The following is a 19,668-nucleotide window of genomic DNA, read 5'->3' on the forward strand; positions in this document are numbered from 1 at the left end:
TCCGGTCGTACTTTGAAGGAACGGCTCAGTGCGAGCCGGTGTAGTACCGGCACGCCTTGCACGCGTACCGCATCTTCGCGACCCGCCAGTGTTTCCGGTACAGATCGAGGTCGGGCGACCGGCGGACGCCGAGGCGCTGGTAGCGCCCCGGACGGCGGCGGCCGGTTTCGTACTGCTCGGTCGCGCGGCCGAGGTGGGCGCGCCGCAGCACGCACCCCCGGGTCCGGCAGCGGCCGAGCGCGCTGCGGCAGAACCGGTGCAGCAGCACCAGATCCGCCCCGATTTCGTCGACCACGCCGTAGCCGGGGTGGTCGCCCGGCCCGGTGAGCCGCACCGGCAGCCCGCAGTACCCGCATTTGAGGGTGCAGGGGAGGCAGCCGGCGAGGTGCCTGAGCCGCAGTTCGCGCCGGTCTTCGGAGCCGGGTCCTCGGACGCGCGACGCCATGGGGCCTCCTCCGACGACTGTGATCGGCACCACTTGTCCTACTGGAGGGTAATGAGAAGCTCACGGGGTGCGACAGGACCGAATGGCCTACTTACATTAAGCCGTACGGCGTAAAAGTCAAGGCAAGGTCGACCTTACTGCGCGTAGAACGAACGGCCGCGTCCGAAAACCGGACGCTTCAGCAGGCGGGGAGGCCGTCCGGGGGCGCGGGGAACGCCGGGCCCGAGACCCGGTCCGCACCCCGCTCCTGCCACCACGCGGCCTGCTCCCGGCTCTCGACTCCGGCGACACCGACCTCCGCCCCGGCCAGGTGCGCCGCCTCGATCAGCGCCGTCAACGACCGTTCCACCACCGGGTGGTCGCGGCGGGCCGCGAGGTTCGCCGCCAAGCGGACCGTGCGCACCGGCAGGTCCGCGAGGCAGGTGACGTCGCCCGCCGCGCCGAAGCCGTGGAGCTCCGCCGGCACGCCGATTTCCGCCAGCACCTTGAGGTTCTCGGCCGCGTCGCCGGCGTCCGGCAGCAGCGTGGCGGCCGGGAAGCCGGGCCGGAGCCGGTCCGGGACGAGGCCGGTGTCGTCGAGCACGCTCCGGATCTCGCCGACCAGCTCGGGATCGGCGGCCTGCTGCGCCGTCAGCTCGACGGTGAGCGGCACCGCGATCCCGGACGTCACGAGCCGCTCGGCCGCGGTCCGCAGCAGCCACGCGCCCAGCGGCAGCGCCAGCCCGGTCTCCGCGGCCAGCCGTACACAGGTTTCGTGCGGCAGCACGCCTTGCGGCCGGGTCCAGCGCAGCCTCGCCTCGACGCCGGTCACCTCACCGCCGGCCAGGCGCACCAGCGGCCGGTAGCCGATCTCGATCTCGCCGTTCTCCCAGGCGCCCGCCATCGACGCGGCCAGGCCGAAGTCGTGCCGGTCGTGCCGGTCCAGCTGCCGGTCGAACAGGCCCCACTGGCTCCCCGTCCGCTGGACGCGGCGCAGCGTCAGGTCCGACGCGCGGAGCAGTTCCGCCGGTGTGATGTCGCGCGGCGGCCGGTGGACGACGCCGATGGCGGCCGACACCCCGACCCCGTGCTCCCCGTCGACGTACTCCGGCTCCGCGAGTTCGCGGGTGATCCGGCGGACGAGCGTCACCACGTCCGGCGTGTCCGCCGTGTTCTGCACCAGCACGCCGAACTCGTCGCCGCCGAGGCGAGCCACGAGCGCGTTTTCGGCGTCGAAGACCGTCTTCAGCTTCGCGGCGACACCGCGCAGCACGCGGTCGCCGAGGTCATGGCCGAGCCCGCCGTTGATCTGCGAGAAGCCGTCGAGGTCGAGGTGGAACAGCGTGACGCCGCGGGCCGGGTCGGCGTCGCGCAGCAGGGTCTCCAGCCGGGTGCCGAAGAACTGGCGGTTCGGCAGCCCGGTGAGCAGGTCGTGCAGAGCCTGGTGGCTCAGGCGCCGCTGCAGCAGCGACACCTCGGTGTCGTCGTCGACGATCGTGATCAGCCGCCGCGGCGTGCCGAGGGCATCGCGGACCACCGACGCGGCGAACGTGGCCCACATCGGCTCGCCGTCCTTGCCGACCAGCCGCCGGCCGGCGCGCAGCCGGTGCAGCCTGCCGGCCACCAGCTCCCGGTAGGCCTCCCGCAGTTGCTCGACGTCCTCCGGGTGGACCAGGTCGAACAGGGTCATCGAGGCGATCTCGGCCGGCGTGCGGTTGAGCGTCTTGGCCAGCGCCGCGTTGGCCCGCAGGACCCGGCCGTCCAGCTCGGTGAGCGCGACGCCGCTGGCCGAGCCGGCGAACACCTCCTCGAACTGCGCGCGGGTGAGGACCTGCTTCTGCCGCGTCTCCTGCTCGACCTTCAGCAGCGCGCGGCTGAGGCCCTCCTGGCGTTTCTGGATGTCCTCACGCACCATCTCCGCGTACCCCGAGCTCAGCGCGCCGAGCACCAGCACGATCCGCTCGGCGAGCCCGTCGACACCGCGCAGCTCCGGCTCGCGCAGCAGCGCCTTCCCGAGCACCTCAAGGCTGCGACGCAGGCTGTCCGCGCCGACGCACCGCAGTTCGACGAGCCGCCTCCCGGCCGCGGCCGCCTCGTCCAGCCCCGGCGGATCGCTCGCGACCGCCTCGAACAGCCGGCCGGCCAGGAGCCCCAGTTCGCGCTCGATCTCTTCGGGGGTGTGCGGCAGGTAGGCCGTGGCGCTGATCAGGTAGCCCCACTTGCGGGCGAGGGCGCCGAGACGGCGCGCGGCGCGCTCGGCCGACGGCTTCGTCCGCGGGGCATCGCCATGGGGATGGGGAGCAGTCACCTCAGCCTGTCCAGGGGTCTAGGCACACTCCGGCTCGGGTCGCCGAGATATCTTGCCGCGAAATGCCGCGACGCGCACGGTTCCGCTTTCATCCGATTCTCCCACCATGGGGAATCGGGAACGGGAGCGCGGCAATTCCCTTCGCCGCGGGCAGCACGATGCCGGACAGCGCCGACGTCAGCTTGACCGGCGGTCTCAAGACGCACTCCTCCGGACGGGCACGAGCTGAAATGGACCCTGGAACACTACACCCGGTAGCCGCACGGGCACCGCCAGGTCTGCCGGACGCCCAGGCCGGGTTTGTCGAATCGCTTCGACTGCACGGCGCGGAGCATTCGCGTCAAAGGTTCGGATAGTGACGACTATTACAGTCACGTGAGCACGAGGTCAAGACTTTCCGAGAGCGCTTCCAGGAAACGCGGTCCGCTCCCCCAGACCCGCACTGAGCCGCGAAAGTTCCGCCATCAGCGTCGTTCGACGGATTCACCGGCGCCACCACTGTCGAATGCGCGTCGAACATGTGCGGACGGCAAATCGTGCTTGTGTTTCGCGCAGGTGTCACTTACCTTCGTCTCATCGTCGATGCGCTTCGACAACGACCCACCGCTCCGTCCCCCAGGAGGCCGCCCGTGGTCACGATCAACGACGTCGCCAACGCGGCGGGGGTGGCTCCCAGCACGGTGTCGTACGTGATCAGCGGCAAGCGCTCGATCTCACCGAAAACCCGGCGACTGGTCGAAGAAAGCATCCGCAAACTCGGCTACCACCCCCACGCCGGCGCCCGCGCACTCGCCAGCAGCAAAACCAACGTCCTCGCCCTCGTCGTCCCCCTCCGCACCGACCTCAACGTCGCCGTCGTCATGCAATTCGTCGCCGCCGCCGTCACCGCCGCCCGGGCCCACGACCACGACCTCCTCCTCCTCACCAAAGACGAAGGACCCGCCGCACTCCAACGCGTCGCCTCCTCCGCCATCGCCGACGCACTCATCGTCATGGACGTCGAAGCCGCCGACCCCCGAGTACCAATGCTCCTCGCCCTCGACCGACCCGTAGTCCTCATCGGCGTACCCGACCACCCCGCCGGGCTGAGCTGCGTCGACCTCGACTTCACCGCCGCCGGCTCGGCCTGCGTCGCACACCTCGCCGACCTCGGCCACCGCTCGATCGCGCTGATCGGCCCCTCCCCCGCCGTCTACCGGCGCGGCACGAGCTACGCGACGCGATTCCTCGACGGCTTCGACGAAACCGCGCGGAGCCGCGACGTGCGGGCGTCCTCCCGGCCGTGCGCGCACTCCTACGAAGCGGTGAGCGCCTGCCTGGACGACCTGCTCGCCGCCGACCCGGACCTGACCGGCCTGGTCGTGCACAACGAGGCCGTGCTGCCCGCCCTGCTGTCGGACCTGCGCCACCGCGGCCTGCGGGTGCCCGAGGACATCTCGGTCGTCGCGGTGTGCCCGGACACCATGGCCGAGCAGCACGCGGTCGCGCTGACCACGGTCGCCATCCCGGCCGAGGAGGTCGGGGCCCAAGCCGTCGAGATGACCATGCGCCGGCTCGCCGGCCACACCACCTCCGAGGTCCGGCTGCTCGGGCCCCGGCTCACCTGGCGCGACAGCACCGCCGCGCCGCGCGCCTGAAAGGCAGCGGACGGCACCGCCCGTCAGTGCTACAATCGAATTGACCGAACAAAGCTCCGGCCACCGAATCATTTGCTTGCCCAAGGCAAATCTCAAGGCAATGCCAAGGCAATACAGCACATTTCCTTGCGTTGATTTCGACACCCTGGAACAGCTCCGCTCGCATGCCCGGCCCGATAACACGGATCGCCGTTCCACGCGAACGCGCGCGTGGACCGAATGTGAAGGGGGACGCCATGATCGACATCATCCAAGCTCAGGCCGTCAACATCAATCCCGGTCTCGCCGCCATCGGCTACGGACTCGGCGCGATCGGTCCGGGAATCGGCGTCGGCCTGATTTTCGCCGCCGTCATCAACGGCACCGCCCGTCAGCCGGAAGCCAGGGGCAAGCTGCAGACCATCGGTTATTCGACTTTCGTGCTGACCGAAGTGCTCGCCCTGATCGGCATTGTCGTCTACTTCATCGCCTCCACCAAGTAAGTTCGTTCGCGTATTCGCCGCACGCGCCCGGTTGCGTGCGGCGAATACCGTTGCACCACCGGCCCCGATCGTGAAACTTACATCGGCGAGACTTCGCCGAAAGGGCTTCCGCGCGCGCGTCAAATGCGCATATCGGGGCCACCAAGGGGAAGCTGCTGCTCCGTTCAGGCCAACGAACCAAAAGTTGCCAAGATCCTCTTGTGAGCGTGAACATCCGGGTGTAACACTGGCTTCCGTCGCCGGTCCCGCACCCGGCTTTTCGAAACTTTCGGTTTCGCGAGTTTCGGATGCGGATTTCGGAGTGCTGTGGAAGGTGGGGAGAGAATGGAACCGACAGCGAAGCCGGTGCCGCACCCGGGCGAGCCCCGCGCGACGGCCTCCTTTCCCTTTCAGCTCGTCGCGGAATCGGCAATACCCTCGGCATCGACCGGCTCGCGAATATTCTTCGCGTGTCTCGAAGGACCGCGATGAAGCGCGAGCTCCCCGGAAACACACCCACCGCTTGGTCGTCCCAGGCGCAACTCCAGAAGGCATGAACATGAAGATGACATCGCGGTCATTGTCCCGAGCCGCGCTCGCTTCGACGCTGCTCGCGGCGGCGCTCGGTGCGTCGCTGGTGCTCGTCACGTCCGCCGACGGCGCGGCCTCGACGCTCGGCGCGGCGGCCGCGCAGAGCGGCCGGTACTTCGGCGCCGCCGTCGCGGCCGGGAAGCTCGGCGACTCGACCTACGTGAACATCCTGAACCGGGAGTTCAACATGGTCACCGCCGAAAACGAGATGAAGTGGGACGCCACCGAACCCAACCCGGGGCAGTTCAGCTACGGCAACGGCGACCGGATCCTCAACCACGCGGTGAGCAACGGCAAGCGGATGCGCGGGCACGCGCTGCTGTGGTACCAGCAGGAACCAGGCTGGGCACAGCGCATGGAAGGCTCCGGCCTGCGCCAGGCCATGATGAACCACGTCACCCAGGTCGCCAGCCACTACAAGGGCAAGATCTACGCCTGGGACGTCGTCAACGAGGCGTTCGCCGACGGCGGCAGCGGCGGGCGCCGCGACTCCAACCTGCAGCGCACCGGCAACGACTGGATCGAAGCGGCCTTCCGCGCCGCGCGGGCCGCCGACCCGGGCGCGAAGCTCTGCTACAACGACTACAACACCGACGGCATCAACGCCAAGAGCACCGGCATCTACAACATGGTCCGCGACTTCAAGTCCCGCGGCGTGCCGATCGACTGCGTCGGCTTCCAGTCCCACCTCACCAACTCGGCGCCCGGTGACTACCAGGCCAACCTCCAGCGGTTCGCCGACCTCGGCGTCGAAGTCCAGATCACCGAGCTCGACATCGCCGGCTCCAACATGGCCAACGCCTACGGCGCCGTCACCCGTGCCTGCATGGCCGTCACCCGCTGCGCCGGCATCACCACCTGGGGCATCCGCGACACCGACTCCTGGCGCGGCGGGGAAAACCCGCTGCTGTTCGACGGCAACGGCAACAAGAAGGCCGCCTACAACAACGTCCTCACCGCGCTGAACGCCGCCAACCCGACCACGCCCACCACCCCGACGACCCCGACGACCCCGACGACGCCCACCACCCCCACCACGCCCACCACGCCGACGACCCCGAACCCCGGCGGCTGCACCGCCTCGGTGTCCCTGAACCCCTGGACCGGCGGATTCGTGGCGACGGTGAAGGTCACCGCGGGAGCGAGCGCCCTCGACGGCTGGCGGGTGACGACGGTCCTGCCCGCCGGTGCGGCCGTCACCAACGCGTGGAGCGCCACCAACACCGGCACCACAGGCACCGTCACCTGGGCCAACGTCGACTACAACCGCTCGGTCGCGGCCGGGCAGTCCACCGAGTTCGGCTTCCAGGGCACCGGCAACGGCCAGGGGATCACGTCGACCTGTGCGGCGAGCTGATCCGTCCCCCTTCACCCAGCTACCGACGGAGGTAATCGTGCAACGCCGAAGGCGCCTGCTCGCCTGGCTGACCGGTGCCGTGTGCGCCTTCGGCCTCTTGCCCGGAACCGCCCACGCCGACAACCCGATCGTGCAGCACATATACACCGCGGACCCGGCGCCGCTGGTGCACAACGGCCGGGTCTACCTCTACACCGGCCACGACGAGGACGGCTCCACCTACTTCACCATGAAGGAGTGGCGCGTCTGGTCGTCCGCGGACATGGTCAACTGGACCGACCACGGCTCGCCGATGAGCCTGGCGACGTTCAGCTGGGCCAAACAGGACGCGTGGGCGGGGCAGGCCGTCGAGCGCAACGGCAAGTTCTACTGGTACGTCCCGGTGGTCAACCGCTCGACCGGCCGGATGGCCATCGGCGTCGGCGTCGCGGACAGCCCCACGGGGCCGTTCCGCGACGCCATCGGCCGCCCGCTCGTCGAAAACGGGGAGATCGATCCGACCGTCTTCATCGACGACAACGGGCAGGCGTACCTGTATTGGGGAAACCCCAACCTGTCGTACGTGCGGCTCAACACCGACATGACGTCGTACTCGGGCGGGATCACCCAGATCCCGCTCACCACGGCCGGGTTCGGCACGCGCCCCAACGGTGGCAGCCGCCCGACGCTGTACGAGGAAGGGCCCTGGGTCTACAAGCGCAACGGCCTGTACTACAACGTGTTCGCCGCCAAGTGCTGCTCGGAGTTCATCGCCTACTCCACCGCGCCCGGCCCCACCGGTCCCTGGACCTACCGGGGCACGGTCATGCCCACCCAGGGCAGCAGCTTCACGAACCACCCCGGGCTCGTGGACTTCAAGGGCAGCTCGTACTTCTTCTACCACAACGGAGCCCTGCCCGGCGGTGGCGGCTACACCCGCTCGGTGGCGGTGGAGAAGTTCGCCTACAACGCCGACGGCAGCATTCCCACGATCACCATGACCACTTCGGGACCGCCGCCGGCCGACACGCTGAACCCCTTTGTCCGGCAGGAGGCGGAGACCATCGCCTGGGGCTCGGGCATCGAGACCGAACCGGCGTCCGAAGGGGGCATGAACATCGGCTGGATCGAGAACGGCGACACCGTCAAGGTCCGCAACGTCGCCTTCGGCGCGGGCGCGAAGTCGTTCACCGCCCGCGTCGCCTCCGCGGCCGCCGGCGGGACGATCGAGCTGCGCCTGGGCAGCGCCACCGGCACGGTCGTGGGCCGCTGCACCGTTCCCGGCACCGGCGGCTGGCAAACCTGGACGTCGGTGTCCTGCCCGGTCACCGGCGCCACCGGCACCCAGGACCTGGTCCTGCGGTTCACCGGCGGCAGCAGCTACCTGTTCAACATGAACTGGTGGCAGTTCTCCGCCTGAGCCCCGGACCTCGCCGACCTTTCCCCCGCGAAGGAAGACCATGTCCTCACCACGCCCGACTCCGTACCGATCGGCCCTGGCGGCCGCGATCGCGGTGGTCGCCGGGATGGCCGCGACGCTGCTCGCGGTGTCCTCGCCCGCCTCGGCCGCCCCGGGCTGCTCGGTCAGCTACTCCGCGCCGTCCCAGTGGTCCGGCGGGTTCACCGCGAACGTCGCCGTCACCAACGTCGGCGACGCCGTCGACGGCTGGTCCCTGACGTGGTCCTTCGACGCCGGTCAGCAGGTCACCCAGGCGTGGAACGCCGAGGTGTCGCAGAGCGGCTCGCAGGTGACGGCCCGCAACGTCACCTACAACCCGTCGATCCCGGCCGGGGGCAAGGTGGAGTTCGGCTTCAACGGCACGTCCGACGGCACGACCAACCCGAACCCGACGGCCTTCAGCCTCAACGGCACCCTCTGCACCGGCGCACCCGTCCCGACGACGACCCCGACGTCCCCGACCACCACGACCCCGACCACCACGACGTCCGGGCCCCCGCCGACCGGCTCCCTGCCCTCGAGCTTCCGGTGGTCGTCCTCCGGGCCCCTGATCGGCCCGAAGCCCGACTCGGCCCACCCGAACGTGGCCGTGAAGGACACCAGCGTCATCTATCACGGCGGCAAGTACCACGTGTTCGCGTCGACCTACACCGACGGCTACAACCTGATGTACACCAGCTTCACCGACTGGTCGCAGGCGTCGGCCGCGCCCCAGTACTACCTGGACCGCTCGCCGCTCGGCCGCGGCTACCGGGCCGCGCCGCAGGTGTTCTACTTCGCCCCGCAGCGCCTGTGGTACCTCGTCTACCAGACCGGCGCCGGCGGCTCCTACTCCACGACCAGCGACATCAACCGCCCCGAAACCTGGTCCGCGCCGAAGAACTTCTACGGCTCGATGCCGCAGATCGTCCGGGACAACATCGGCAACGGCTACTGGGTCGACTTCTGGACCGTGTGCGACACCGCCAAGTGCTACCTCTTCTCGTCCGACGACAACGGCCACCTCTACCGGTCCGAGACCACCCTGGCCAGCTTCCCGAACGGCTTCACCAACACCGTCATCGCGATGCGGGACGCGAACCGCAACCGCCTGTTCGAAGCGTCCAATGTGTACAAGATCGCCGGCAAGAGCCAGTACCTGCTGCTCGTCGAGGCCATCGGCACCGACGGCCGCCGCTACTTCCGCTCCTGGACCGCACCGGCCGTCGCCGGCCCGTGGACCGCGCTCGCCGACAGCGAGAGCAATCCCTTCGCCCGCGCCAACAACGTCACCTTCCCCGGAGGTGCCTGGACCCGCGACATCAGCCACGGCGAGATGGTGCGCTCCAACCCGGACCAGACGATGGAAATCAGCCCCTGCAAGCTGAGCTACCTCTACCAGGGCATGGACCCCAACGCGAGCGGTGACTACAACCACCTGCCCTGGCGCCTCGGCCTGCTCACCCAGACCAACTCCAACTGCTGACTCACGGTGGAGGCCGCCGGCGCCGGGTCCGGCCGCCTCCGCCGTTCCCGCCGAGAGGAACGACGATGCCCGCTCGAACGCGCTCGCGCGTCCTGCACCTGCTCACCGTGACGGCCGCCGCGCTGTCGTTGTCCGTCTCGGCGCCGAACCTGCCGGCCGCCGAAGCCGCACCAGGCAGCCCGGCGCTCACCCCGCCGATGGGGTGGAACAGCTGGAACAGCTTCGGCTGCGGGATCACCGAGGCGCAGGTGCGCCAGGCCGCCGACGCGATGGCGTCGTCGGGCATGCGCGACGTCGGCTACCAGTACATCGTCGTCGACGACTGCTGGTTCGACCCACAGCGCGACGGGGCGGGCAACCTGCGCAACCACCCGACGAAGTTCCCGTCCGGGATGAAGGCGCTGGGCGACTACATCCACGGCAAGGGACTGAAGTTCGGCATCTACGAGGTGCCCAACGAAAAAACCTGCGCGCAGACCTCCGGCGGCTTTCCCGGCTCCACCGGCAGCAAGGGCCACGAGATCCAGGACGCCAACACCTTCGCCTCGTGGGGCGTCGACTACGTCAAGTACGACTGGTGCTCGGGCGTCGGCACCCGCGACGAGCAGGTCGCCCGGTTCGGCATCATGCGCGACGCCCTGCGCGCCACCGGCCGCCCGATCGTCTACAGCATCAACCCCAACAGCTTCCACGCCATCACCGGCGACAAGTACAACTGGGGCCAGGTCGCGGACCTGTGGCGCACCACCGAGGACCTGCTCGACATCTGGCAGAACGGCAACACCAACAGCTACCCCATGGGCGTGGGCAACGTCCTCGACGTCACCGCGCCGCTGGCCGCCCAGTCCGGGCCGGGCCACTGGAACGACCCTGACATGCTCGTCGTCGGCCGTCCCGGCCTGTCGCTGACGGAGTCCCGGACCCACTTCGCCCTCTGGGCCCTGATGGCCGCGCCGCTCATGGCCGGCAACGACATCCGCACCATGTCCACCGACATCAGCGCGGTCCTGCGCAACCCGCGGCTCATCGCCGTCAACCAAGACTCGCTCGGCGCCGGCGGCAGACGGGTCCGCGACGACGGCGACGCCGAGGTCTTCGCCAAGCCGCTGTCCGACGGATCGGTCGCGGTCGGCCTGATCAACCGGGGCGGCGGCACCGCCACGATCACCACCACCGCCGCCCAGGTCGGCCTGTCCGGTACTTCGCTGACCCTGACCGACCAGTGGACCGGGGCCACGAGCGCCAGCTCCGGCCAGATCTCGGCGAGCGTTCCCGCGCACGGCTCGGCCGTCTTCCGGGTGTCGGGCGGCACCCCGCTCGCCGCCACCACGGCCCGGCTCCGCGGCACCGGCTCGAGCCGGTGCGTCGACGTCAACAACGGCTCGACCGCGGCCGGGACGGCCACGCTCATCTGGGACTGCCAGACCTCGGCCAACCAGCTCTGGACGACCTGGGCCGGCGGCGAAATCCGCGTCTTCGGCGACAAGTGCCTGGACTCCGCCAACCAGGGCACCGCCAACGGCACCAAGGTGGTCATCTGGTCGTGCAGCGGCCAGGACAACCAGAAGTGGACCTTCGCCGACGACGGGTCGATCCGCAACGTCCGGGCCGGACTGTGCCTGGACGTCAACGGGGCGGCCACCGCCAACGGGTCGTCGCTGATCCTGTGGACCTGCAACGGGCAGAGCAACCAGAAGTGGGCACGCGCATGAGGAGGCCAATGGGAACGCGCCACCGGCTGTGGGCGGTGCTGGCCCCGCTCACCGCCGCCGTCCTCGTCGGGGGCGGGCTCGCGGCCACGCCGCCCGCGCAGGCCGCGGCCGGCTGCTCGGTGACCTACACGAAGACCTCGGAGTGGCAGGGCGGCTTCGGCGCGTCCGTCTCGATCACCAACCTGGGCGACCCGATCGCCGGCTGGACGCTGGAGTGGTCGTTCGCCGCCGGCCAGCAGGTCCGGGAGCACTGGAACGCGACGATCACGCAGAGCGGCACCCAGGTGAGCGCGAAGAACGTCGCCCACAACAGCGCCATCCCCACCGGGGGCGCGGCCGAGTTCGGCTTCAACGGCTCGTTCAGCTCGGCCAATCCGGTCCCGGAGTCGTTCCGGCTCAACGGCACCACGTGCACCGGGGGCGTGACCCCCACCACGCCGGTGACCACCCCGACCACCAGCACGCCGACCACAACAACGACGCCTAACCAGCCGGCCACCTTCACGAACCCGGTGCTGTGGCAAGACTTCGCCGACGTCGACATCATCCGGGTCGGCGACGCCTACTACTACTCGGCCTCGACGATGCACTACTCGCCGGGCGCGCCGATCCTGCGCTCCTACGACCTGGTGAACTGGGAGTTCGCCGGGCACTCGGTGCCCAAGCTGGACTTCGGGGCGAAGTACGACCTGAACGGCGGACGCGGTTACGTGCGCGGCATCTGGGCGTCGTTCCTCAACCACCGGGCGAGCAACGACACCTACTACTGGGGTGGCTGCGTCGACTTCGCGAAGACCCACATCTACACCGCCACCGCCGTGGACGGCCAGTGGACCAAGCACGCCACGATCGACAAGTGCTACTACGACGCCGGCATGCTCGTCGACGACAACGACACCATGTACGTCGCCTACGGCAACACCAGCATCAGCGTCGCCCAGCTGTCCGCGGACGGCAAGTCCGAAGTCCGCTCCCAGCAGGTGTTCCAGACGCCGTCGAACATCGGCACCCTCGAGGGGTCCCGGTTCTACAAGCGCAACGGCAGCTACTACATCTTCCTGACCCGCCCGGCCAACGGCCAGTACATCCTGAAGGCGAGCAACCCGTTCGGCCCCTACACCCTCCAGCAGGTGCTGCTGGACCTGCCGGGCCCGATCCAGGGCGGAGGCGTGCCGCACCAGGGCGGCCTGGTGCAGACGCAGAACGGCGACTGGTACTACATGTCCTTCGTCGACGCCTACCCCGGCGGACGCGTCCCCGCGCTCGCGCCGGTCACGTGGACGGCCGACGGCTGGCCCCGTCTTCAGACGGTCAACGGCCGCTGGGGTGTCACGTACCCCAAGCCGAACCTGCCGCCGCCACCACGGCAAGTCGAGCCGATGACCGGCACGGACACCTTCCAGGGCACCACCCTGCGGCCGCACTGGGAGTGGAACCACAACCCCGACACCACGAAGTTCTCGGTCGGCAACGGGCTGAAGCTGTCCACCGCCACGGTCACCAACGACCTGTATGCCGCGCGCAACACCCTGACCCGCCGCATCCAGGGACCGACCTCGACGGCCACGGCCACGCTCGACCTGACGGCGATGCGCGACGGCGACCGCACCGGGCTGGCGATGCTGCGTGACTCCTCGGCGTGGATCGGCGTCAAGCGCGACGGCGGCCGCAACCGGGTGGTCATGGTCAACGGCCTGACGATGGACAGCAACTGGAACACCACCGGCACCGGGACCGAGACGGCGAGCGCGGCTCTGTCCGGCACCAAGATCTGGCTGCGCGCCAACGCCGACATCCGGCCGGGGACGGGACGCCAGGCCAGGTTCTCCTACAGCACCGACGGGGTCAACTTCACCCCGCTCGGCGCGCCCTTCACCCTCAACAACGCCTGGCAGTTCTTCATGGGCTACCGGTTCGCCGTCTTCAACCACGCCACCCAGGCGCTCGGCGGCGCCGTCACCCTCCAGCAGTTCGATCTGACGACGCCGTAGCCAGGGAGCGCGCGGGAACCGGCGGTGCCGCCGGTTCCCGCGACCGCGGGGTCAGGCGGACTTGATCGCGGAGATCTCGAACTCCAGCGTGATCTTGTCGCTCACCAGCACACCGCCGGTCTCGAGCGCGGCGTTGAAGCTGATGCCGTAGTCCTTGCGGTTGATCGTGGTCGAGCCCTCGAAACCGATCCGCTCGTTGCCGAACGGGTCCTTCGCGGAGCCCTCGAACTCGAACGGGATGGTCACCGAGTGGGTGACACCCTTGATCGTCAGGTCGCCGGTCACGTCGAAGCTGGTCTCGCCGGTCTGCTTGATCTCGGTCGAGGTGAAGGTGAGCTGCGGGTACTCGTCCATCGCCAGGAAGTCGTTGCTCTTCAGGTGCCCGTCGCGGTCGGCGTTGCGGGTGTCGATGCTGGTGGCCTGGATCGTGACCTGGACGCTCGACTTCTCCGGCGCGTCGCCGTCGATGGTCGCGGTGCCGGTGAAGTCGTTGAAGCTGCCACGCACCTTGGTCACCATCGCGTGGCGGGCGACGAACCCGATCCGCGAGTGGGCGGCGTCCAGGGTGTACTCGCCGGTCAGCTGGGGGTAGGTGGTCGCGCTGGTCATGCTGTGCTTCTCTCCTCGTCGTGGCACCCTCTGGTGATTGAGGGCTCAACAACACTGTACGCGGTTTTGCTGGTTGCGCAAGCAAGCTTTCGGTAGGCTGACGGGCATGGGTGACTTGGCCGCGCTCGACCCCGAAGAAGCCGCGTTCTGGCGACCGCTGATCCGCATCGCCATCGTGCTGCCGCGCGCGCTCGAAGACCACTTCCTGCCCGACACCGGCCTCACCAGCACCGACTACGGGGTTCTCGTCGCGCTGTCCGAAGCGCCGGACCACCTGCTTCGCATCTCGGCGCTGGCGGCGACGACCGCGCTGTCGCTCAGCCGGATCAGCCGGGTGGTCGACGACCTCGCCCGTCGCGGCCTGGTCGAGAAACGCCGGTGCGCCGAGGACGGGCGGGCGTCGAACGCCGTGCTGACCGACGCCGGATTGGTCAGACTGGAGGCGGCCTACCCGGGTCACCTGGCACGGGTCCGGGCCGCGGTGTTCGATCACCTGAGCGCCGAGGACATCCGCACGGCCGGGCCCGTGCTGGCGCGGCTGGCCGCGGCGCTGGAGGCCACTCCCCCGACCGACGACTGCTGAGGACGCCGATGAGCGACGATGGCGAGTACAAGCGCGACCTGAACTACCTTTCCGACCGCATCACCGCCGACGGCCGCGACGGCTGGCCGGTCGAGCCCGGCCGCTACCGGCTGGTCGTCGCCCGCGCGTGCCCGTGGGCGAACCGCGCGGTGATCGTGCGGCGGCTGCTGGGCCTGGAACCGGTGCTGTCCATGGGCATCGCCGGGCCGGTGCACGACGAGCGCAGCTGGAGCTTCGACCTCGACCCGGGTGGCCGCGACCCGGTGCTCGGCATCGAGCGGCTGCAGGAAGCGTTCTTCAAGCGCGACCCGGAGTACCCGCGCGGCATCACGGTGCCGGCGTTCGTCGACGTCCCGAGCGGCCAGGTCGTCACCAACGACTTCGCCCGGATGACGCTCGACATGTCCACCGAGTGGACGGCGTACCACCGCTCCGGCGCGCCCGAGCTGTACCCCGACAAGCTGCGCGACGAGATCGACGACGTCGCGCGGAAGGTCTTCACCGACGTCAACAACGCCGTGTACCAGTGCGGGTTCGCGAAGTCGCAGGAAGCCTACGAGCACTCCTACCGCAAGCTGTTCGGCCGGCTCGACTGGTTGTCGGACCGGCTCGCGGACCGCCGTTACCTGATGGGCGACACGATCACCGAAGCCGACATCCGGCTGTTCACCACGCTCGTCCGGTTCGACGCGGTCTACCACGGCCACTTCAAGTGCAACCGGCAGAAGCTCACCGAGCTGCCGGTGCTGTGGGCCTACACCCGCGACCTGTTCCAGACGCCCGGGTTCGGCGACACGATCGACTTCGCGCAGATCAAGGAGCACTACTACGTGGTGCACAAGAACGTGAACCCGACCGGCATCATCCCGCTGGGCCCGGACCTCGCGGGCTGGCTGACCCCGCACCACCGCGAGCAGCTGGGCGGCCGCCCGTTCGGCGACGGCACCCCGCCCGGCCCGCCGCCCGGGAACGAGAGGGTGCCCGCGCTCTGACTTTCTGGCTACGGTGATCACCATGGACCGTCTGCGCGATCGCCGCATCCTCGTCACCGGCGCCGGTTCCGGCATCGGCCGGGCCACCACACTCCGCCTGCTGGACGAAGGGGCGCGAGTCGTCGCCACCGACGTCTCCGAAGAAGGCCTGAAGGGAACTCAGGAAGCCGCGCAAGTCGGCGGCCTGACGACGTTCACCATGGACGTCGCCGACGAGGCATCGGTGGCCGAGCGGACGGCGTCCGCGATCGACGTCCTGGGCGGGCTCGACGTGCTGGTCAACGCGGCCGGGATCCTGCTGGCCTCGCACACGCACGAGACGTCGCTGGAGCTGTGGAACCGCGTGCTGGCGGTGAACCTGACGGGCACGTTCCTGGTGACGCGGGCGGCCCTGCCGGCGCTGCTCGAGACCGGCAAGGGCGTGGTGGTGAACTTCAGCTCGACGTCGGCTTCGTTCGCCCACCCGTACATGGCGGCGTACAGCGCGAGCAAGGGCGGCATCCAGGCGTTCACGCATTCGCTGGCGCTGGAGTACGGCAAGCGGGGCCTGCGCGCGGTCAGCATCGCGCCGGGCAGCGTGAAGAGCGGCATCACGGACTCGGCGGCGAGCTGGCTGCCCCGGGACATCGACTTCACGCTGTTCGGCCGGCTGATGCCGATCCTGCCCACGGACCTCACCACGGAGGTCGGCAACGCGGTGGCTCCCCCGGAGGCGGTGGCGGGAGTGGTGGCCATGCTCGCCTCGGACGACGGCCAGTTCATCACGGGCACGGAGATCCGCGTCGACGGCGGGACGCACACCTGATGAGTCCTTCCGCGTAACCACTGGTGACCAGGAGTCGCCGGGGGCCGGGGCTGATTGGAACCGGTCTCAGGTGATGTGCGCGCCGATGCCGTCGAGCACGCGATCCAGCCCGTGCCGGAAGCGTTCCGCGGGCGGGAGGTGTGCGGTGCGGGATTCCAGCAGCGAGCGGCTGAACAGAGGATAGGCACCGGATTCGACGATCTGCCGGACGTACGGCCCGATGTAGTCCCGCTTCCACCGTTCCGGGTCCAGGCCGGACCGGCGGGCCTCCTCCAGCCAGCCGATCTCGCGGCGGATCGCGCTGTGGACGTAGTCGTTCAGCATGCCGACGAACGCCGTGATGTCGTCGATGTCGAGACCGCGCCCGTCGAGTGCGCCGAGCGCGAACTCGTGCACGCGCAACAGATGGGGGCCCAGGGTCGGACGACCGGCGAGCAGCCCGATGAGCCACGAATGGCGCAGGGCCGCGGCGCGGGTCTGGTCGGCGACCAGCGAAAGATCGGCGCGCCAGTCGCCGGACGGGTCGTCCGGGAGCTCGATTTCGCTCATCGCCATGTCGATCATGAGGTCGAACAGGTCATCGCGTTTGGGCACGTACCGGTAGAGCGACATGGCACCGGTGGCCAGCTCGGACGCGATCCGGCGCATGGTCGTGGCCTCCACGCCTTCGGCGTCGGCGATCCGGACCGCCGTCCGAGTGATCTGTTCGCGGCTGTAGCCGGGCCGTCGCCCGGGCCCGGAGCGCTCTTGGCGTTCCGGAAGCATCCAGATGCTGGTCGGTTCGTCGTCGGGCATCGGCATCCCCTCGGTTTGCGTACATCGTACCTGAATGGCTATGGTTCATTTCGAGTACGTGGTACGCGAATGGAGGGCCTGTGGACCGATCTCTTCGCAGGGGCGTGATCGGGGTGATGCTCGGCACGATCACGGCCCCGCTGGATGGCATGATGCTCGGCCCGGCCCTGCCGGTGATCATGGGAGAACTCGGTGGCCTGGAGTACTTCTCCTGGGTCGCGACGGCCTATCTGATCTGCATGGCCGCCTCGACGCCGATCTGGGGAAAGGTCGGTGACCTGCGCGGGCGCAAGCCGGTCTACCTGGCCGCGATCGTGCTGTTCCTGCTGGGGTCGGGGTTGTCGGGGATGTCGCAGGACATGATCCAGCTCGTGGGCTTCCGGGCCGTGCAGGGGCTGGGCGCGGGCGGACTGATGGTGGGCGCGCTGGCGCTCATCGCCGAGTTGGTGCCACCCCGTCTCCAGCGGCGTCCACGCCATGGCCCTCGGCGCGGCCGCACTGGGAGCCGTCGCCCTCGTGCTCGCGTGCCTCATCCGCGAGGTCCCGCTACGCGACCGGACCCCCGCGGAACCGGCCACCGCCGCAGCGTGACTCGACCTGAAACCCCGCCCAACCGAATGGAGAACCCCTTGTCCGACAACCGACTGAGGCTGCCCGTCATCGTCGGCAGCGTCCGCGACGCCCGCATCGGCTCGACCGTGGCCACCTGGTTCGCCACGCCAAGCCGGTGGCGTTCGTGTCCTACGGCGGCCTGTCGGGGGGGCCTGCGGGCGGTGGAACACCTGCGCACGGTCTTCGCCGAACTGCACGCCGTCACGCGGAACACGGTCAGCTTCCACGGCGTGTGGGAGTGCTTCGACGGCGACGGACGGCCCAAGGACCCGCACGGGGCCGCCACCGCCGCCAAGACCCTGCTGGACCAGGTGACGTGGTGGGCGCGAGTGCTGCACGACGCCAAGGCCACCACCTCCTACACCGCCTGACGGAAGGCTTGACCACCATGACAACACTGACCGGCAAGACAGCGCTCGTGACCGGCGCGAGCAGGGGAATCGGCCGTGCCATCGCCACCCGGCTCGCACGACAGGGCGCCCGCGTCGCCGTGCACTACGGCAGCAACCACACGGCCGCCAAGGACACGGTCTCGGCCATCGAAGCGGCCGGCGGGCAGGCCTTCGCCGTCCAGGCCGAGCTGGGTGTGCCCGGCGACGCCGAAGCACTGTGGACCACGTTCGACGCGCACGCCGACGGCCTGGACATCCTGGTCAACAACGCGGGCATCCTCGGCGGACAGGACGAAATCGGCGGCGTGACCCGGGAGGGCTTCGAGCGGCTGTTCGCGGTCAACAGCACCGCCCCGTTCTTCATCACCCAGCTCGCTCTGCCGCGGCTGAGAGACGGCGGGAGGGTCATCACGATCGGAACCATGCTGACCCGCGGTACCGCCATGCCCGCGGCGATCGGCTACGCCATGTCCAAGGCAGCACTCGACGTGCTCACCTCGACACTCGCCAAGCAACTGGGGCCGCGCGGCATCACCGTCAACACCGTGGCGCCCGGCGTCATCGACACCGACATGCACCAGGGCCGACTGGTCGGCGAGGCCCTGACCTGGCTGTCATCCCTGTCGCCGCTGGGCCGGCTGGGCACACCGGAGGACGTCGCCGGCACGGTGGCCTTTCTGGCCTCCGACGACAGCCGATACGTCACCGGGCACCACCTCGACGTCTCCGGCGGGACGCTCGTGTAGCCGCCGGACGGCGGTGGTGGTTGTGGTGGCACAACCGCGGCATGCCGGGCGCCGCCATCCGCACCCAGTTCTCCACATGTGACCGTTCAGAGCAATGCGGACGTCGCTGGTCTTCGCCGACTTGGGTTCGGCGAAAACCAGCGACAGACTTCCTCGACATCGGCGTGTCGAAACAGGGACAGCTCGTTTTTCGGAATAATTGGATTACCACACTCAAGCCCGAACAACGAATCGTCCGGCCTGTATCGGACCACTGGGCTTACCGTCGAGCAGATCGCGCCCTACATTTCTACGCAGGTGTGTGCCTCGCGATGCCGCCATCGCGAGGCACACCTGGTCCGGCCGGCCGCGACGTGCTCGAGCTTCTCCTCCACCCCGCGCACCCGGAGCCCGGGGGTGGATCGGCAGCCGCACATAGCTGCGCTGATTGCTTGATGACACCAGGATGTCCGCTCTGGCCAGGGACAACGGCATCGGGCTGTCCACGGCATACTCCTACCGCGACGAGGGCATCGCGGTGCTGACCGCCCGCAAGCCGTCCCTGCACGGAGCGCTGCTGGTGGCCAAGGCCGCCGGGCACTCGCACGTGATCGTGCGAGCGGCTTTATCGGGGCCGGACATCGAGCGGGCTCGCGACGTTGTGTCGCGTTCTTGTGACTGAGTTTAAAGATACGGCTTCGCCGTGGCGTGGGGAATCGGCGCTGCTGTGGTTGCTTTGGGTTTGTGGTCGGCAGCGCCCCGCAAGAGGGA

17 protein-coding genes are annotated in these 19,668 nt (G+C 69.3%); 13 read left to right on the forward strand and 4 right to left on the reverse strand.

What is annotated here, in order from left to right; translation table 11 throughout:
• Positions 1-25: 25 nt before the first annotated feature.
• Positions 26-445, reverse strand: a complete 420-nt coding sequence (locus AB0M82_RS37605; protein WP_364732630.1) for a hypothetical protein — start codon at positions 443-445, stop codon at positions 26-28.
• 178 nt (positions 446-623) lie between these two features.
• Positions 624-2,732, reverse strand: a complete 2,109-nt coding sequence (locus AB0M82_RS37610) for an EAL domain-containing protein (RefSeq protein WP_364732633.1) — start codon at positions 2,730-2,732, stop codon at positions 624-626.
• A gap of 629 nt (positions 2,733-3,361) precedes the next feature.
• Here AB0M82_RS37610 and AB0M82_RS37615 point away from each other — a divergent pair.
• The 7 genes from AB0M82_RS37615 (at position 3,362) to AB0M82_RS37645 (ending at position 13,384) form a co-directional block, all read left to right on the forward strand.
• Positions 3,362-4,369, forward strand: a complete 1,008-nt coding sequence (locus AB0M82_RS37615) for a LacI family DNA-binding transcriptional regulator (protein ID WP_364732635.1) — start codon at positions 3,362-3,364, stop codon at positions 4,367-4,369.
• Between the two features lie 236 nt (positions 4,370-4,605).
• Complete coding sequence (locus AB0M82_RS37620) at positions 4,606-4,851, forward strand: ATP F0F1 synthase subunit C (RefSeq protein ID WP_364732637.1); 246 nt, start codon at positions 4,606-4,608, stop codon at positions 4,849-4,851.
• Between the two features lie 532 nt (positions 4,852-5,383).
• The gene (locus tag AB0M82_RS37625) at positions 5,384-6,778 is read left to right on the forward strand and encodes an endo-1,4-beta-xylanase (protein WP_364732640.1); all 1,395 of its coding nucleotides are present in this window, start codon (positions 5,384-5,386) and stop codon (positions 6,776-6,778) included.
• A 37-nt stretch (positions 6,779-6,815) separates the two neighbouring features.
• Positions 6,816-8,177: a glycoside hydrolase family 43 protein gene (locus AB0M82_RS37630; protein ID WP_364732644.1), complete on the forward strand. Its 1,362-nt coding sequence runs from the start codon at positions 6,816-6,818 to the stop codon at positions 8,175-8,177.
• A gap of 40 nt (positions 8,178-8,217) precedes the next feature.
• Complete coding sequence (locus AB0M82_RS37635) at positions 8,218-9,681, forward strand: non-reducing end alpha-L-arabinofuranosidase family hydrolase (protein WP_364732647.1); 1,464 nt, start codon at positions 8,218-8,220, stop codon at positions 9,679-9,681.
• Positions 9,682-9,746: 65 nt separating this feature from the next.
• Positions 9,747-11,393 carry a ricin-type beta-trefoil lectin domain protein gene (locus AB0M82_RS37640; RefSeq protein ID WP_364732649.1) on the forward strand — a complete coding sequence of 549 codons (1,647 nt, stop codon included), beginning with the start codon at positions 9,747-9,749 and terminating at the stop codon, positions 11,391-11,393.
• 8 nt (positions 11,394-11,401) lie between these two features.
• Positions 11,402-13,384, forward strand: a complete 1,983-nt coding sequence (locus AB0M82_RS37645) for a family 43 glycosylhydrolase (RefSeq protein ID WP_364732652.1) — start codon at positions 11,402-11,404, stop codon at positions 13,382-13,384.
• Between the two features lie 51 nt (positions 13,385-13,435).
• Here AB0M82_RS37645 and AB0M82_RS37650 read toward each other — a convergent pair whose 3' ends face one another.
• The gene (locus AB0M82_RS37650) at positions 13,436-13,993 is read right to left on the reverse strand and encodes a YceI family protein (protein ID WP_364732654.1); all 558 of its coding nucleotides are present in this window, start codon (positions 13,991-13,993) and stop codon (positions 13,436-13,438) included.
• 106 nt (positions 13,994-14,099) lie between these two features.
• Between AB0M82_RS37650 and AB0M82_RS37655 the strand changes: the two genes are divergently transcribed.
• From AB0M82_RS37655 to AB0M82_RS37665, 3 genes are read left to right on the forward strand one after another with little or no spacing between them, the layout of a single operon-like run.
• Positions 14,100-14,576 (forward strand): MarR family transcriptional regulator, encoded by a 477-nt coding sequence (locus AB0M82_RS37655; protein ID WP_364732657.1) that lies wholly within the window; start codon positions 14,100-14,102, stop codon positions 14,574-14,576.
• An 8-nt stretch (positions 14,577-14,584) separates the two neighbouring features.
• The gene (locus AB0M82_RS37660) at positions 14,585-15,568 is read left to right on the forward strand and encodes a glutathione S-transferase C-terminal domain-containing protein (protein WP_364732660.1); all 984 of its coding nucleotides are present in this window, start codon (positions 14,585-14,587) and stop codon (positions 15,566-15,568) included.
• Between the two features lie 22 nt (positions 15,569-15,590).
• Positions 15,591-16,373 (forward strand): SDR family oxidoreductase, encoded by a 783-nt coding sequence (locus AB0M82_RS37665; RefSeq protein ID WP_364732663.1) that lies wholly within the window; start codon positions 15,591-15,593, stop codon positions 16,371-16,373.
• A gap of 66 nt (positions 16,374-16,439) precedes the next feature.
• Here the strand turns inward: AB0M82_RS37665 and AB0M82_RS37670 are convergent, their stop codons facing one another.
• The gene (locus tag AB0M82_RS37670; protein WP_364732665.1) at positions 16,440-17,168 is read right to left on the reverse strand and encodes a TetR/AcrR family transcriptional regulator; all 729 of its coding nucleotides are present in this window, start codon (positions 17,166-17,168) and stop codon (positions 16,440-16,442) included.
• 116 nt (positions 17,169-17,284) lie between these two features.
• On the opposite strand from AB0M82_RS37670, the gene AB0M82_RS37675 reads away from it, so the two are divergent.
• The 3 genes from AB0M82_RS37675 to AB0M82_RS37685 all read left to right on the forward strand — a co-directional run bounded on the left by AB0M82_RS37675 (position 17,285) and on the right by AB0M82_RS37685 (position 19,579).
• A complete protein-coding gene (locus AB0M82_RS37675; RefSeq protein WP_364732668.1) occupies positions 17,285-18,151 on the forward strand; it encodes an MFS transporter in 867 nt (288 codons plus the stop codon).
• A 17-nt stretch (positions 18,152-18,168) separates the two neighbouring features.
• Positions 18,169-18,918: an SDR family oxidoreductase gene (locus AB0M82_RS37680; protein ID WP_364732671.1), complete on the forward strand. Its 750-nt coding sequence runs from the start codon at positions 18,169-18,171 to the stop codon at positions 18,916-18,918.
• Positions 18,919-19,363: 445 nt separating this feature from the next.
• Complete coding sequence (locus AB0M82_RS37685; RefSeq protein WP_364732673.1) at positions 19,364-19,579, forward strand: hypothetical protein; 216 nt, start codon at positions 19,364-19,366, stop codon at positions 19,577-19,579.
• The last annotated feature ends 89 nt before the right edge of the window (positions 19,580-19,668 follow it).

Origin of the sequence: Amycolatopsis sp. NPDC051128, from assembly GCF_040682715.1 — a bacterium.
GTDB lineage: Bacteria > Actinomycetota > Actinomycetes > Mycobacteriales > Pseudonocardiaceae > Amycolatopsis.